The organism is Streptomyces fumanus (assembly GCF_014655295.1).
In the GTDB taxonomy this organism is placed as follows: Bacteria; Actinomycetota; Actinomycetes; order Streptomycetales; family Streptomycetaceae; genus Streptomyces; species Streptomyces fumanus.
Genome location: NZ_BNBI01000010.1, coordinates 15,699 through 31,477 on the forward strand (window position 1 = coordinate 15,699; position 15,779 = coordinate 31,477).

The 15,779-nt window shown below is 72.8% G+C and carries 13 protein-coding genes; 11 read left to right on the plus strand and 2 right to left on the minus strand.

Annotation, left to right across the window (positions count from 1 at the left end):
• Nucleotides 1-10: 10 nt before the first annotated feature.
• The gene (locus IE316_RS22200; RefSeq protein WP_190206519.1) at nucleotides 11-1,813 is read right to left on the minus strand and encodes a glycoside hydrolase family 15 protein; all 1,803 of its coding nucleotides are present in this window, start codon (nucleotides 1,811-1,813) and stop codon (nucleotides 11-13) included.
• A 542-nt stretch (nucleotides 1,814-2,355) separates the two neighbouring features.
• Here IE316_RS22200 and pyrG point away from each other — a divergent pair.
• From pyrG to IE316_RS22255, 11 genes are all read left to right on the plus strand, one after another.
• Nucleotides 2,356-4,005 carry a CTP synthase gene (gene pyrG, locus IE316_RS22205; RefSeq protein WP_190206197.1) on the plus strand — a complete coding sequence of 550 codons (1,650 nt, stop codon included), beginning with the start codon at nucleotides 2,356-2,358 and terminating at the stop codon, nucleotides 4,003-4,005.
• A gap of 98 nt (nucleotides 4,006-4,103) precedes the next feature.
• Nucleotides 4,104-4,730: an NUDIX domain-containing protein gene (locus IE316_RS22210; protein ID WP_190206198.1), complete on the plus strand. Its 627-nt coding sequence runs from the start codon at nucleotides 4,104-4,106 to the stop codon at nucleotides 4,728-4,730.
• A gap of 181 nt (nucleotides 4,731-4,911) precedes the next feature.
• The gene (locus IE316_RS22215; RefSeq protein ID WP_190206199.1) at nucleotides 4,912-6,981 is read left to right on the plus strand and encodes a tetratricopeptide repeat protein; all 2,070 of its coding nucleotides are present in this window, start codon (nucleotides 4,912-4,914) and stop codon (nucleotides 6,979-6,981) included.
• A gap of 142 nt (nucleotides 6,982-7,123) precedes the next feature.
• Entirely contained in the window at nucleotides 7,124-8,239 is a 1,116-nt protein-coding gene (gene ald / locus IE316_RS22220; RefSeq protein WP_190206520.1) for an alanine dehydrogenase, read from the plus strand.
• A gap of 389 nt (nucleotides 8,240-8,628) precedes the next feature.
• Nucleotides 8,629-9,756, plus strand: a complete 1,128-nt coding sequence (locus IE316_RS22225; RefSeq protein WP_190206200.1) for a ParA family protein — start codon at nucleotides 8,629-8,631, stop codon at nucleotides 9,754-9,756.
• Complete coding sequence (locus IE316_RS22230; RefSeq protein ID WP_190206201.1) at nucleotides 9,741-10,283, plus strand: hypothetical protein; 543 nt, start codon at nucleotides 9,741-9,743, stop codon at nucleotides 10,281-10,283. Before IE316_RS22225 ends, IE316_RS22230 begins: the two co-directional genes overlap by 16 nt.
• Nucleotides 10,284-10,301: 18 nt before the next feature.
• Nucleotides 10,302-11,501 carry a segregation/condensation protein A gene (locus IE316_RS22235; protein WP_190206202.1) on the plus strand — a complete coding sequence of 400 codons (1,200 nt, stop codon included), beginning with the start codon at nucleotides 10,302-10,304 and terminating at the stop codon, nucleotides 11,499-11,501.
• Nucleotides 11,498-12,112, plus strand: a complete 615-nt coding sequence (gene scpB, locus IE316_RS22240; protein ID WP_190206203.1) for an SMC-Scp complex subunit ScpB — start codon at nucleotides 11,498-11,500, stop codon at nucleotides 12,110-12,112. Before IE316_RS22235 ends, scpB begins: the two co-directional genes overlap by 4 nt.
• Nucleotides 12,112-13,227 carry a pseudouridine synthase gene (locus tag IE316_RS22245; RefSeq protein WP_190206204.1) on the plus strand — a complete coding sequence of 372 codons (1,116 nt, stop codon included), beginning with the start codon at nucleotides 12,112-12,114 and terminating at the stop codon, nucleotides 13,225-13,227. The genes scpB and IE316_RS22245 overlap by 1 nt, the downstream gene beginning before the upstream one ends.
• A gap of 79 nt (nucleotides 13,228-13,306) precedes the next feature.
• Nucleotides 13,307-14,026 carry an NUDIX hydrolase gene (locus IE316_RS22250; protein ID WP_190206205.1) on the plus strand — a complete coding sequence of 240 codons (720 nt, stop codon included), beginning with the start codon at nucleotides 13,307-13,309 and terminating at the stop codon, nucleotides 14,024-14,026.
• Nucleotides 14,023-15,045: an ADP-ribosylglycohydrolase family protein gene (locus IE316_RS22255; RefSeq protein WP_190206206.1), complete on the plus strand. Its 1,023-nt coding sequence runs from the start codon at nucleotides 14,023-14,025 to the stop codon at nucleotides 15,043-15,045. Before IE316_RS22250 ends, IE316_RS22255 begins: the two co-directional genes overlap by 4 nt.
• Before the next feature lie 37 nt (nucleotides 15,046-15,082).
• Here the strand turns inward: IE316_RS22255 and IE316_RS22260 are convergent, their stop codons facing one another.
• Nucleotides 15,083-15,502 (minus strand): Rieske (2Fe-2S) protein, encoded by a 420-nt coding sequence (locus tag IE316_RS22260; protein WP_190206207.1) that lies wholly within the window; start codon nucleotides 15,500-15,502, stop codon nucleotides 15,083-15,085.
• Nucleotides 15,503-15,779 lie beyond the last annotated feature (277 nt).

Consider the following 15,779-nt stretch of genomic DNA (forward strand, 5'->3'; position numbering starts at 1 on the left):
CCGGCCCCGCTCAGCCGCCGTACGCCCCCGAGGCGGTCAGGCGCAGGGCCGTGTCGATGAGGGGGACGTGGCTGAACGCCTGCGGGAAGTTGCCGACCTGGCGCTTCAGCCGGGGGTCCCACTCCTCCGCCAGCAGCCCGAGGTCGTTGCGCAGCGCGAGCAGCCGTTCGAACAGCTTGCGGGCCTCGTCGACCCGGCCGATCATCGCCAGGTCGTCGGCCATCCAGAACGAGCAGGCCAGGAAGGCGCCCTCGTCGCCGGGGAGGCCGTCCACGCCCTCGTCCTCGCCCTCGGTGGGGTAGCGCAGGATGAAGCCGTCCGGCGTGGACAGCTCCCGCTGGATCGCCTCGATGGTGCCGATGACCCGCTTGTCGTCCGGCGGCAGGAAGCCCATCTGCGGGATGAGCAGCAAGGACGCGTCCAGCTCCTTGGAGCCGTAGGACTGCGTGAAGGTGTTGCGTTCCTTGTCGTAGCCCTTCTCGCACACGTCCCGGTGGATGTCGTCCCGCAGCTCCTTCCAGCGCTCCAGCGGGCCGTCGGCGTCGCCGGACTCGATGAGCTTGATGGTGCGGTCCACCGCGACCCAGGCCATCACCTTGGAGTGCACGAAGTGGCGGCGCGGGCCGCGCACCTCCCAGATGCCCTCGTCCGGCTCCTGCCAGTGGTCCTCCAGGTAGCGGATCAGCTTGAGCTGGAGCAGCGAGGCGTAGTCGTTGCGGGCCAGGCCGGTCATGTGGGCCAGGTGCAGGGCCTCGGTGACCTCGCCGTACACGTCCAGTTGCAACTGGTGCGCGGCGCCGTTGCCGACCCGGACCGGGCCGGAGTTCTCGTAGCCCGGCAGCCAGTCCAGCTCGGCCTCGCCCAGCTCGCGCTCGCCGGCGATGCCGTACATGATCTGGAGGTTCTCCGGGTCGCCGGCCACCGCGCGCAGCAGCCACTCGCGCCAGGCGCGGGCCTCCTCGCGGTAGCCGGTGCGCAGCAGCGAGGAGAGGGTGATCGCGGCGTCGCGCAGCCAGGTGTAGCGGTAGTCCCAGTTGCGGACGCCGCCGATCTCCTCCGGCAGGGAGGTGGTGGGGGCGGCGACGATCCCGCCGGTCGGGGCGTACGTCAGGGCCTTCAGCGTGATCAGGGAGCGGATCACGGCCTCGCGGTAGGGGCCGTGGTACGTACAGTGCTCGACCCACTCGCGCCAGAAGTCCTCGGTCGCCTCCAGCGACTGCTCCGGCTCGGGCAGCGGCGGCGGCTGCTTGTGCGAGGGCTCCCAGGAGATGGTGAACGCCACCCGCTCGCCCGGCGCGACGGTGAAGTCCGCGTACGTGGTCAGCGCCTTGCCGTAGGTCTCGGCGGCGGTGTCGAACCAGACCGAGTCGGGGCCGGCGACGGCCACCGTGCGGCCCTCGTGCTTGTGCACCCAGGGCACCACCCGGCCGTAGCTGAACCGCATCCGCAGCTCCGAGCGCATCGGCACCCGGCCGGTGACGCCCTCCACGATGCGGATGAGCTGCGGGGCGCCGTCCCGGGGCGGCATGAAATCGGTCACACGGACGGTGCCGCGCGGGGTGTCCCACTCCGACTCCAGGATCAGCGAGTCGCCCCGGTAGCTCCGCCGGGCCGCCGCCGGGGGCTGGGCGCCGGCCGCGTGGGCCGGTCCGAGCCGCCAGAACCCGTGTTCCTCCGTGCCCAGCAGACCGGCGAAGATGGCGTGCGAGTCGAAGCGGGGCAGGCACAGCCAGTCGACTGTGCCGTCCCGGCAGACCAGCGCGGCGGTCTGCATGTCTCCGATGAGTGCGTAGTCTTCGATGCGCCCGGCCACGTGCAACTCCAGTCGAACGGCCACGTCACCCCGCGTGGGGGTTGTCGCTAGTGCGGTCAAGGGGTGGTTGTCCTGCGTCGTCGGGCGACGAAGCACCGCAGTCGCCCGGGGGTGAAGCCAATCTCTGTGACGCCGAAGGACAATTGTTGCTCAACGAGCTGACGAGCCCCTGTTCCGGTGCTGACCGGCGGGGGTGGTGCCGTGTCGCGGGACGGGCTCGGCAGCGAACGTCCGAGCAGGATACGACGCACGTAGATGATCTGTGTGCCGCTCGGGACAACCTGGCTGCGCCGAACGAGTGAGCGCCGGGTGACCGGCGGGGGAGCGCTCCCGCGCGTGTCCGTCCGGGTGCGGAGCGTGGCCGGGAGCCGACCCCTTCCGGCGCTGTTACGCTGGTAGCCCGTGGACCGGTGGGTGCCCTCCCCGGAGGCGAACCCCGACGAGGCACCCCCGAACCGCAGCGTCGGCACCCCGTCCGGAGACCTCCGGCAGGCAGCCGCAGCGCACCCCCAGACCGCGACCACGGGAGCCCCCTCTTGGCCATGCCGCCCACATCCTCGACGACCAAGCACATCTTCGTCACGGGGGGTGTCGCCTCCTCTCTCGGCAAGGGGCTGACCGCCTCCAGCCTCGGCATGCTGCTCAAGGCCCGGGGCCTGCGCGTCGTGATGCAGAAGCTCGACCCCTACCTCAATGTCGACCCTGGCACGATGAACCCCTTCCAGCACGGTGAGGTGTTCGTCACCAACGACGGCGCCGAGACCGACCTGGACATCGGCCACTACGAGCGGTTCCTCGACCGCGACCTGGACGGCTCGGCCAACGTCACCACCGGCCAGGTGTACTCCACGGTGATCGCCAAGGAGCGCCGCGGCGAGTACCTCGGCGACACCGTGCAGGTCATCCCGCACATCACCAACGAGATCAAGCACCGCATCCGCCGCATGGCGACGGACGAGGTGGACGTGGTGATCACCGAGGTCGGCGGCACGGTCGGCGACATCGAGTCGCTGCCGTTCCTGGAGACCGTCCGCCAGGTGCGGCACGAGGTCGGCCGGGACAACGTGTTCGTCGTCCACATCTCGCTGCTGCCCTACATCGGCCCGTCGGGCGAGCTGAAGACCAAGCCGACCCAGCACTCGGTGGCGGCGCTGCGCAACATCGGTATCCAGCCGGACGCGATCGTGCTGCGCTGCGACCGCGAGGTCCCCACCGCGATCAAGCGGAAGATCTCGCTGATGTGCGACGTGGACGAGGCCGCCGTGGTGGCCTGCCCCGACGCCCGCTCGATCTACGACATCCCGAAGGTCGTGCACGCCGAGGGCCTGGACGCCTACGTGGTCCGCAAGCTGGACCTGCCGTTCCGCGACGTGGACTGGACGACCTGGGACGACCTGCTGGACCGGGTCCACAAGCCCGAGCACGAGATCACCATGGCGCTGGTCGGCAAGTACATCGACCTGCCCGACGCCTATCTGTCGGTGACCGAGGCGCTGCGGGCCGGCGGCTTCGCCAACCGGGCCCGCGTCAAGATCAAGTGGGTCACCTCGGACGACTGCAAGACCCCGGCCGGCGCCCAGGCGCAGCTCGGTGACGTCGACGCCATCTGCATCCCGGGCGGCTTCGGCGACCGCGGCGTGCTCGGCAAGGTCGGCGCGATCAAGTACGCCCGCGAGAACCGGATCCCGCTGCTCGGCCTCTGCCTGGGCCTGCAGTGCATCGTGATCGAGGCCGCGCGCAACCTGGCCGGGATCTCCGACGCCAACTCCACCGAGTTCGACCCCGCCACCGCCCACCCGGTCATCTCCACCATGGCCGAGCAGCTCGACATCGTGGCCGGCGAGGGCGACATGGGCGGCACCATGCGGCTCGGCATGTACCCGGCGAAGCTGGCCGAGGGCTCCATCGTCCGCGAGGTGTACGACGGCAAGGAGTACGTCGAGGAGCGGCACCGCCACCGCTACGAGGTGAACAACGCCTACCGCGCGGAGCTGGAGAAGAAGGCGGGCATCGTGTTCTCCGGCACCTCCCCGGACGGCAAGCTCGTGGAGTACGTCGAGTACCCGCGCGAGGTCCACCCGTACCTGGTCGCCACGCAGGCCCACCCCGAGCTGCGCTCGCGGCCCACCCGCCCGCACCCGCTCTTCGCGGGCCTGGTGAAGGCCGCGGTCGAGCGGAAGACCGCCAAGTAACCCGACGGTTGTACGGTGGCCGGGGCGCGCCCGGGAGAGCAGGGCGCACCCCGGCTTCTCGCACGTCGGCTTCTCGCGCACGTCTGGAAGGACAGGGCATGAGCATCAAGGACACCCCCGAGGAATGGGAGATCCGGGCGACCGAGACCCCCTTCCGGGGCAACAAGACCTCCGTCCGCACGGACGAGGTGGTCATGCCCGACGGCACCGTGGTCGGCCGCGACTACCAGGTGCACCCCGGTTCCGTCGCCGTCCTCGCCCTCGACGAGGAGGACCGGGTGCTGGTGCTGCGCCAGTACCGCCACCCGGTGCGCCACAAGCTCTGGGAGATCCCGGCCGGGCTGCTGGACGTGCCCGGCGAGAACCCGCTGCACGCCGCCCAGCGCGAGCTGTACGAGGAGGCGCACGTCAAGGCCGAGGACTGGCGGGTGCTCACCGACGTCTACACCACCCCCGGCGGCTGCGACGAGGCGGTACGGATCTTCCTCGCCCGGGAGCTGTCCGAGGCCGAGGGCGAGCGGTTCGAGGTCGAGCACGAGGAGGCCGACATGGAGCTGGCCCGGGTGCCGGTGGCGGAGCTGGTGCGCGGGGTGCTCGCGGGGGAGCTGCACAACAACTGCCTCGTCGTGGGCGTGCTCTCGCTGGTCGCCGCCCGCGGTGGCGACGGCCTGGACGCGCTGCGCCCGGCGCAGGCACCTTGGCCGGCCCGGCCGTTCGAGGCGTGAGCGGCACCGCGGACACGTCCGGCGTGACGATCGCCTGTGGTGTGACGATCTGCTGATCCGATCGGGGGACCCTGCCGTCGTGCTCCGCCGGGAACGCGCCGGAGGCTGAACTAGGCTCGGGAAACGCCCGAACCGGAGTTCCGGCGGGCGCCGGTGCGCGGTGGGATCGGGAGTGTGGCCCGTGACGGATCAGGCGGTGGACACGGACGGCGTGAAGCTGTCGGGCGAGGCGTCCGGGGAGCCCTGGTTCCTCGGCCGCACCCGGGAGCTGAAGGAGCTGCGGGCCGACATCGAGCGCGCCGGACTCGACACCCTGTCCGGCCGCAAGGCCCCCCGCGCCCGTGTGCTGCTCATCGCCGGCCGGCCCGGCTCCGGCCGCACCGCCCTCGCCGAGGAACTGGCCGCCCGGGTCGCGGACGCCTACCCCGACGGCGTGCTGCGGGCCCGGCTGAGCGAACCGGACGGCACTCGCGTGCCGGTCGGCCGCCTCGCCCGGGAGCTGCTCGCCGCGCTCGGCGAGAGCAGCCCGCCCGGCGCCGCGGAGGACGACCTGACCGGGGCGCTGCGCACCGCGCTGGCCGACCGCCGGGTCCTGCTGCTGCTCGACGACGCCGCCGACGCCGAGCAGGTCGACGCCCTGCTGCCGGACACCCCCGGCTGCCTGGCCGTCGTCGTCTCCGGCGGCCCGCTCACCGGCATCGCCGACGTCCGCCCCTGCACGCTCGGCGGCCTGGACACCAAGTCCGCCGTGGAGCTGCTGTCCCGGCGCATCGGCTCGGTCCGGATCACCGTCGACCCGCGCGCCGCCGAGTTGCTGGCCGAGGAGTGCCAGGGCCAGCCCGCCGCGCTCGCCCTCGCGGGCGGCTGGCTGGCCGCCCGCCCCAAGGCGGCCGTCGCCGACCTCGCCAAGCACCTGCACGCCGAGACCGAGGAGACCGGCCCGGTCGCCCGCGCCCTGCGACTGGCCCACGCCGCCCTGCCGAGCCCCGCCGCCCGGATACTGCGCCTGCTCTCCCTCGCCCCGGCCGGCCTGGTCGACCCGCACACCGCCTCCGCGCTCGCCGGCTGCTCGGTGAACGGCGCCCGCACCACCCTGGACGACTTCGTCGCCCTCGGCCTGCTCCGCCCGGCCCGCTCCCCGCTGCCCGAGTACGAGGTCCCGGGCTGTCTGCACCCGCTGCTGCGCGCCCTCGCCGACAAGCACGACCGGCCCGCCGAACTGCAACTGGCCCGCGCCCGGATGCTGGAGCGGACCGTGCGGCTGCTGCAGTCCTGCCGGGCGATCACCGAGACCGACAGCCCCCAGGCCCGCGAGAAGCTCCTCGGGATGCCGCGCGCCCTGCGCTTCGCCACCCCCCGGGACGCCGCCGAGTGGCTGCGGGTGCGCCGCCCCGCCCTGCTGGCCGCGGCCCGCCTCGCGGTCGCCGACGGGGAGCTGGACACCCTCGCCCGGCGGCTGATGTCCCAGTTGGTCCGCGCCCTGGTCGCCCACGAAGGCACCCAGGCCGCCGCCCCCGACCTGTACGGCGTGCACCGGCTGGTCCTGGACGTGGCCGAGCGGCGCGATCTGCCCCGGGAGAAGGCGGCGGCCCTGCTGAACCTGGCCGACCTGGACGCCCGCACCGGCCGCACCGCCGAGGCGCTGGTGCGCTACCGGGCCGCGCTGGACGCCGGACGCGAGGCGAACGACCCGTACGCGACCGGCCGCGCGATGGAATCCGTAGGCGGCGCCCATCTGGAGCTGGGCGACTACGACCGGGCCGCCGACTGGTTCGGCCGCGCCCTGGCCCAGCGGCTGGCCCGGGACGAGCGGCCCGACGCCGCCCGGCTGTACGGCCGGATCGCCACCGCCCACACCTACGCCGGCCGCTACGGCGAGGCGCTGCGCAACTGGCGCGCGGCGGTGGCCGGGCACCGCAGGACCGGCGACGTGGCCGCGCAGGCGCGGGCCCTGAGCGAGCTGGCCCGGGTCCAGGAGTACGCCGGGCGGCCCGAGGAGTCGCTGCACACCTGCCAGGAGGCGGTGGAGTGGGCCCGCCGGGCGGAGGACCTCCGCCTCCAGGCGGCCCTGCACCTGCGGCTGGCCGACACCCTGGAGCGCCTCGGCGACCCCACGGCGGCCGCGCTGCACCGCGGAGCCGCCGGGCGGATGCTGGACCCGGAGGCCGCCGGGGACCGGCCGGCGCAGGACTCCGACCCGGAACACGGAGCTAACGCCTGCGAAATCCGTAGTGCATCCGCTGAAGGTTGATGCTTTGAAAGGCTAGACAGCGGGAACACCTTCATTAGACTGGCTCTGCCGCACTTTCTCCTGCGGTCTACCCCGGTATGCCTCTGCGTGCCCGGGTATGTCTTGTCATAGCCACATCCCTGAGCCAAGGACCGTGATCGACGTGAAGGTCGGCATTCCCCGCGAGGTCAAGAACAACGAGTTCCGGGTGGCCATCACCCCCGCCGGCGTCCACGAGCTGGTGCGCCACGGTCACCAGGTCGTCATCGAGCGCGGCGCCGGCGTCGGCTCCTCGATCACGGACGACGAGTACGTCTCGGCCGGCGCGTCGATACTCGACACCGCCGACGAGGTCTGGGCCGCCGCCGACCTGCTGCTGAAGGTCAAGGAGCCGGTCGCGGAGGAGTACCACCGCCTGCGCAAGGACCAGACCCTCTTCACCTACCTGCACCTGGCCGCGTCCAAGGAGTGCACGGACGCGCTGATCGAGTCCGGCACCACCGCGATCGCCTACGAGACCGTCGAGCTGCCGGGCCGCGCGCTGCCGCTGCTCGCCCCGATGTCCGAGGTGGCCGGCCGGCTCGCCCCGCAGGTCGGCGCCTACCACCTGCTGGCCGCCAACGGCGGTCGCGGTGTGCTGCCCGGCGGTGTCCCCGGCGTGCTGGCCGGCCGGGCCGTGGTCATCGGCGGCGGCGTCTCCGGCTGGAACGCCGCGCAGATCGCCATCGGCATGGGCTTCCACGTCACCCTGCTCGACAAGGACATCAACAAGCTCAAGGAAGCCGACAAGATCTTCGGTACGAAGATCCAGACCGTGGTCTCCAACGCCTTCGAGCTGGAGAAGGCGTGCCTGGAGGCCGACCTGGTGATCGGCGCCGTCCTCATCCCGGGCGCCAAGGCCCCGAAGCTGGTCACCAACGAGCTGGTCTCCCGGATGAAGCCGGGAAGTGTCCTTGTCGACATCGCGATCGACCAGGGCGGCTGCTTCGAGGACTCCCACCCGACCACCCACGCCGAGCCGACCTTCAAGGTGCACGACTCGGTCTTCTACTGCGTCGCCAACATGCCCGGCGCGGTCCCCAACACCTCCACCTACGCGCTCACCAACGCCACGCTGCCCTACATCGTGGAGCTGGCCAACCGCGGCTGGGCCGAGGCGCTGCGCCGCGACCCCGCGCTCGCCAAGGGTCTCAACACCCATGACGGCAAGGTCGTTTACAAGGAGGTCGCCGAGGCGCACGGCCTGGACCACACCGAGCTGGCCTCGCTGCTCGGCTGACAACTCGCCGTCCGGCGAAGGCGACACGTCAACGCGTGCCGTCAATGCCGCCCCCTTGGCCGGGCCTTGTCGACAAGGCCCGGCCAAGTGTGTGTATGGTCACTTTGCGATTCTCGGTCAACTCGCCTCGAACGTAACGCTTCAACCGATTCGCGCACCGGTGAAACCTGCTGTGCGACGGCCGTACGCCCTTGACAGAGGGATGTTTCATTGCCGACACATCGGGCCGGGTCCGGCGGATTGTGTTGCTGCGGACGGCCGACACGCCATAGAGTCGCCAACCGTCGGCATGGTGCCACGCTGACCTGTCTAGAAGTTTCCTGGTCACCAAGGAGGTAAGACGACTTGTGAATGAGTCGACATTTACTCCCGGGGGTGGTCAACCAGGAATGCCCGCACAGGCCGCAGGCCCCGGGCGGTTCGAGGCTGTCGGCTCCGTCGCTGTACGCACCTTCGCAGCCCACCAGAGTCCGCAGGCAACTCCGACAGCACACATGAGCATGGATGGCCAACACGTGAACGCCATGGCCGGTGACGGAAGTGGCGCGTCCCGCAACCACTTCGCCGACTACGAGGAACTGCCCGAGGGGCACTTCTACGACCCCGACGCCGAGTACGAGCCCGACCCGGAGTACGCGGCCACGCTCGCGCCCGACGCGGCCCGCCAGCGCCGCGAGCGCATCGGCCCGACCGGACGGCCGCTGCCGTACTTCCCGATCCCGGGCCCGCTGACCGACCACGGCCCCGCGAAGATCATCGCGATGTGCAACCAGAAGGGCGGCGTCGGCAAGACCACGTCGACCATCAACCTGGGCGCCGCGCTCGCCGAGTACGGCCGCCGGGTGCTGCTCGTCGACTTCGACCCGCAGGGCGCCCTCTCGGTCGGCCTCGGCGTCAACCCGATGGAGCTGGACCTCACCGTCTACAACCTGCTCATGGAGCGGGGCATGGCGGCCGACGAGGTGCTGCTGAAGACGGCGGTCCCCAACATGGACCTGCTGCCCAGCAACATCGACCTGTCGGCGGCCGAGGTGCAGTTGGTCAGCGAGGTCGCCCGCGAGTCGACCCTCCAGCGGGCGCTGAAGCCGCTGATGGACGACTACGACTACATCGTGATCGACTGCCAGCCCTCGCTGGGCCTGCTCACGGTCAACGCGCTGACCGCCGCGCACAAGGTGATCGTGCCGCTGGAGTGCGAGTTCTTCGCGCTGCGCGGTGTGGCGCTGCTGACCGAGACGATCGAGAAGGTGCAGGAGCGGCTCAACCCCGACCTGGAGCTGGACGGCATCCTCGCCACCATGTACGACTCGCGCACGGTGCACAGCCGTGAGGTGCTGGCGCGGGTCGTCGAGGCGTTCGACGACCACGTGTACCACACGGTCATCGGCCGCACGGTCCGCTTCCCGGAGACCACGGTCGCCGGCGAGCCGATCACCACGTACGCCTCCAACTCCGTCGGTGCCGCCGCCTACCGCCAGCTCGCCAGGGAGGTGCTCGCCCGGTGTCACGCCGAGTGAGTCTGCCGGGGGCCGACGAACTCTTCCGAACCACAGGGGGCACGGCGCTCCAGGCGTCCACCCCGCGGCGCCAGGCCAACGGCGAGGCCCGGGTGCCGGCGCCGGCGGGGGAGAGCGACCCGGCCGCCGCCGAGGACGCCCCGCAGTCGGTGCCCGCGCAGGGCGGCGAGGGCACGGAGCACATGGCCGCGGAGGCCGAGCCGGGAGCGGACGGCGAACCGCGCAGCCGGGGTGCCGGGCGGCGCGGGGAGGCGCAGGAAGGTTCTGCCGCCGGGGCGCCCCGCAAGCGCGGCCGGGCCGCCGCCCGCCGCCCCAGCGGACGCGAGCGGCACGACGAGAAGATCACCGTGTACGTCTCCGCCGAGGAGCTGATGGACCTGGAGCACGCCCGGCTGGTGCTCCGGGGCGAGCACGGACTGGCCGTCGACCGCGGCCGGATCGTCCGCGAGGCGGTCGCCGTGGTCCTCGCCGACCTGGAGACCCGGGGGGACGCCAGCATCCTCGTACGCCGGCTGCGCGGACGGTAGCGATAGCCTGCGGAGGCCATGACCTCGAACGACGCCCCCCGCCCCGGCCCCTCCGGCAGCCGCCGCCGCGCGCTGGGCAGGGGGCCGCTGGCCCCACCGGAGCGGGAGCCGGACACCGGTCCCGAGCCTTCGCCCGTACGGGAGCCGGGGCCGGACACCGGTCCCGAGCCCTCGCCCGTACGGGAGCCGGAGACCGGTCCCGAGCCCGTACGGGAGCCGGAGGCCGGTCCCGAGCCCGTACGGGAGCCGGAGACCGGTCCCGAGGCCGTACGGGAGCCGGAGACCGGTCCCGAGCCCGTACGGGAGCCGGAGGCCGGGCCCGAGCCCGTACGGGAGCCGGAGACCGGGCCCGCGCCCGCACCGGAACCGGAGCCGGAGGCCGGCGGTGCCGAGCGGGACGAGGCCGGTGACGGTGTCTTCACCGTGCGGCTGGCGAACTTCGAGGGGCCCTTCGACCTGCTGCTCCAGTTGATCGCGCGGCACAAGATGGACGTCACCGAGGTGGCGCTGTCCAAGGTGACCGACGAGTTCATGGCGCACATCAGGGCGATGGGCCCGGACTGGGACCTCGACCAGACGACCGAGTTCCTGGTGGTCGCCGCCACCCTGCTCGACCTGAAGGCGGCCCGGCTGCTGCCCGCCGCCGAGGTGGAGGACGAGGCCGACCTGGCGCTGCTGGAGGCCCGCGACCTGCTGTTCGCGCGGCTCCTGCAGTACCGGGCGTACAAGCGGATCGCCGAGATCCTCGACGAGCGGCTCGCCGCCGAGGCCCGCCGCTACCCCCGTACCGTCGGCCTGGAGCCGCACCACGCCGAGCTGCTGCCCGAGGTCGTGATCAGCATCGGGGCGGAGGGCTTCGCCCGGCTCGCCGTGAAGGCGATGCAGCCCAGGCCCAGGCCGCAGGTGTACGTCGACCACATCCACGCGCCGCTGGTCAGCGTGCGGGAGCAGGCCGGGATCGTGGTCGCCCGGCTGCGGGAGCTGGGCGAGGCCAGCTTCCGGGAGCTGGTGCGGGACACCGACGACACCCTGACCGTCGTCGCCCGCTTCCTGGCGCTGCTGGAGCTGTACCGGGAGAAGGCCGTCGCCCTGGAGCAGGAGACGGCCCTCGGCGAGCTGCTGGTGCGCTGGACCGGCGGGGACGGGGAGACCGGCCCCGCGGTGACCGACGAGTTCGACCGGCCGGCCGAGCGGCCGAAGGAGGAGCGCACGCCATGAGCGCCGATCTCGACCTCAAGCCCGCCCTGGAGGCCGTGCTCATGGTCGTGGACGAGCCCGCCACCGAGGAACGGCTGGCGAAGATCCTGGGCCGGCCCCGGCGGCGGATCGCGGACGCCCTGCGCGAACTGGCCGACGAGTACACCGCCCAGGGCCGCGGCTTCGAGCTGCGGCTGGTCGCGGGTGGCTGGCGGTTCTACAGCCGCCCCGAGTACGCCGCCGCCGTCGAGGGCTTCGTCCTGGACGGCCAGCACGCCCGGCTCACCCAGGCCGCGCTGGAGACCCTCGCGGTGGTCGCCTACCGCCAGCCGGTCAGCCGCAGCCGGGTCTCCGCGGTGCGCGGAGTGAACTGCGACGGCGTGATGCGCACCCTGCTCCAGCGGGGTCTGGTCGAGGAAGCGGGCACGGAACCCGAAACAGGTGCGATCCTGTATGTGACGACGAACTACTTCCTGGAGCGGATGGGCCTGCGGGGCCTGGACGAGCTTCCGGAGCTGGCGCCCTTCCTCCCGGAGGCGGAGGCGATCGAGGCCGAGACACTGGAAGGGGTCCCGTCGTTCGATCCGGACGCTCCGGATTCCGAGGACGCAGACGACAAGACGGAACTTTGATGCGAAGCAGCAGCGGCAGGAACAGCAGCGGAAACAACGGCGGGAGCCGTGGTGGCACCAGCGGCGGCCGCGGCGGGAGCAGCTCGGGCCGCGGCACCCCCCGCGGCGCGGGCGGCAACCGCGACGACAAGCAGGGCGGCCGGCCCAAGCGGCCGCGCCCGGAGGAGCGGCGCTACGACGTCGGCCCCGGCGCCACTCACGAGGGCCCGAAGTCGGGCCGCGGCCCCGCGGCCCGCGGCGGCAGCAAGGGCGGCCCGAAGAAGCCCCAGCAGCGGGGACGCACGGCCCCGGCGCGCCCGCGTGAGTACGAGACGCAGATCGAGGAGCGCAACCGCGACCGTTACGCGGGCAAGAAGGACATCAAGCTGCCCAAGACCTTCCCGGGCGCCGAGCAGGAGGGCGAGCGCCTGCAGAAGGTCCTCGCCCGCGCGGGCTACGGCTCCCGGCGGGCCTGCGAGGAGCTGATCGAGCAGGCGCGCGTCGAGGTCAACGGCGAGATCGTGCTGGAGCAGGGCAAGCGGGTCGACCCGGAGAAGGACGAGGTCAAGGTCGACGGCCTGACCGTGGCGACCCAGTCGTACCAGTTCTTCTCGCTGAACAAGCCCGCCGGTGTGGTCTCCACCATGGAGGACCCGGAGGGGCGGCAGTGCCTCGGCGACTACGTCACCAACCGGGAGACCCGGCTGTTCCACGTGGGGCGCCTGGACACCGAGACCGAGGGCGTCATCCTGCTCACCAACCACGGTGAGCTGGCGCACCGGCTGACCCACCCCCGGTACGGCGTGCGCAAGACCTACCTCGCGCACATCGTCGGCCCGATCCCGCGCGACCTGGGCAAGCGGCTCAAGGACGGCATCCAGTTGGAGGACGGCTACGCGCGCGCGGACCACTTCCGGGTCGTGGAGCAGACCGGCAAGAACTACCTGGTCGAGGTCACCCTGCACGAGGGCCGCAAGCACATCGTCCGCCGGATGCTGGCCGAGGCCGGCTTCCCGGTCGACAAGCTGGTGCGGGTGGCGTTCGGGCCGATCACCCTGGGCGACCAGAAGTCCGGCTGGCTGCGCCGCCTGTCGAACACCGAGGTCGGCATGCTGATGAAGGAGGTCGACCTCTAGGAGCCCGCGCGGATTCAGGGGTTGTCCCGGCCGGCCGCCCTCTTTATAGTCGCACTGACTATTAAGGGGGTGGCCGGTCGTGCGCGGTTACGACAAGCACGCCTACGAGCCCTTCGCCGTCACCGTCGACCTCGCGGTGTTCACCCTGCGCGCGGACGCCCTGCACGTCCTGCTCGTGGAGCGCGGCCAGGAGCCGTACGCCGGACGCTGGGCGCTGCCCGGCGGCTTCGTACGGCCCGAGGAGTCGGCGGAGACGGCGGCCCGGCGCGAGCTGGCCGAGGAGACCGGCCTCACCGACGTCACCGGGCCGTACCTGGAGCAACTGCGCACCTACAGCGAACCCGGCCGTGACCCCCGGATGCGGGTGGTCTCCGTCGCCTTCGCCGCGCTGCTGCCCGGCCCGCCCGAGCCGCGCGGCGGCAGCGACGCCGCCCAGGCCCGCTGGGTGCCCTGCGACGAGGCCCGCGGCCTCGCCTTCGACCACGACCGGATCCTGGCCGACGCCCGGGACCGGGTGGGCGCCGAGCTGGAGCACACCTGCCTGGCCACCGCCTTCTGCCCGGCCGAGTTCACCCTCGGGGAGCTCCAGCGGGTCTACGAGGCCGTCTGGGGCACCACCCTCGACCGGCCCAACTTCCGGCGCAAGGTCCTGGCCACCCCCGGCTTCGTCGAACCCGTCCCCGGCGCCGCCCGGCTGACCGGCGGCCGGGGCAAACCCGCCGCCCTCTACCGGGCCGGCCCCGCCGCCGCCCTGCGCCCGCCCCTGCTCCGCACGCCCCGGGAAGGACACCCCGCATGACCACGACCACCGTCGCCAAGCGCGCCGCCACCGGCGCGCTCACCGGCCTCGCCCTGGGCGACGCCCTCGGCTACCCCACCGAGTTCAGCGACGTGCCCGCGATCCTCGCCCGGTACGGGCCGTGGCGCGCCCTGGAGCTGCCCGAGCCCGCGCTGATCACCGACGACACCCAGATGACCCTGGCGCTGGCCCGGGCGCTGCGGACGGCCATGGACCGGGGCGTGCTGGGGCCCGAGGGGCTGGAGCGGCCGCTGCGCGAGGAGTTCGTCGCCTGGTACCGCTCCCCGGAGAACAACCGGGCGCCGGGCAACACCTGCCTGACGGCATGCGGCCTGCTCGAGGACGAACACCGCCCCTGGCGGGACGCCAGCCAGCTCCACTCCAAGGGCTGCGGCGCCAACATGCGGGTCGCGCCGGTCGGCCTCGCCCCCGGGCTGAGCGACGAACAGCGGGCGGGCGCCGCGCAGGCGCAGTCCGCGTTCACCCACGGGCACCCCACCGCGCTCGCCGCCTCCGACCTCACCGCGCACGCGGTACGGCTGCTCGCCACCGGCACCGGGCCCGGCGAGCTGATCGGGTCGCTGCGCGGGTACGCCCGGGACAACCGCACCCGCTACCACGAGCGCTGGCTCGGCGACCTGTGGACCCGCGCCCAGGACCCGGACCCGGAGCGCTTCATCGCCCGCGGCTGGGACGAGTGCCTGGCGATCCTCGACCGGCTCGCGGACGCCGTGCGCACCGTCTCGCCGGAGACCGACCCGTGCCTGGCCACCGGCGCGGGCTGGATCGCCGAGGAGGCCCTGGCGACCGGGCTGCTGTGCTTCCTGCTCTTCCCCGAGGAGCCGCTGACCGCGCTGCGCCGGGCCGCCTGCACCTCCGGCGACTCCGACTCGATCGCCTGCCTCGCCGGCGCCTTCGCGGGCGCGTACCTGGGCGCCGACGCCTGGCCGGACGCCTGGGCCGACCGGATCGAGCACCGCGGCGAGCTGCTGGTCTTCGGGGCGCTCTGGGACGCCTGACCGGCCGGGTGCGGGGGACCCGGCCGGTCAGGGCCCGTCAGGTCAGCCGGACGGAGCCGTCCTCCACCGTGATCCGTTCCACGGGCAGCGGCTCGGTGGCGGGGCCCTTCCGCACCGCGCCGTCCGCGAGGGCGAACCTGCTGCCGTGGCAGGCGCAGTTGATGGTGCCGCCGGCCACCTCCGCCACCGTGCAGCCCTGATGGGTGCAGATCGCGGAGAACGCCTTGAAGTCTCCCTTCTCGGGCTGGGTCACCACGACCTTGCGGTCCTTGAAGACCTTGCCGCCGCCCACCGGGATCTCGTCGGTCCGCGCCAGTTCGCCGCCGCCGGTGGCGGTGGGGGACGCCGACTTCCGGTCGCCGTCGTCGCCGTCTCCGTCACCGCCGCCGCAGCCCGCGGTGAGCGCCGTCGCGCCCGTCGCCAGCAGAACCGTGCGGCGCGTCGCACTGTGGGTCATGTCGTCACTCCGGGAGGAATCGGGAAAGGGGGGAGGGTCCGGCCGGTTGAGCATCTTGGCATCGAAGCGGGCGAAGCGGAAGCAACCCGGAGGAGCGGGGCGAAACGCGCCCCCCGCGCACGGGCGCACGGCCGTCTCAGGGACCGGGCGCCGCGCACCGGCCGTCCCGGAGCTGACTAGGCTGGACGGGTCATCCAGCCGAAGGACGGGTCGGCGAGGAGCGCGGCCGCGGCGGTACCGGGAACCCGGCGCCGGGGTGCCGCGCCCCGCGTCGTCC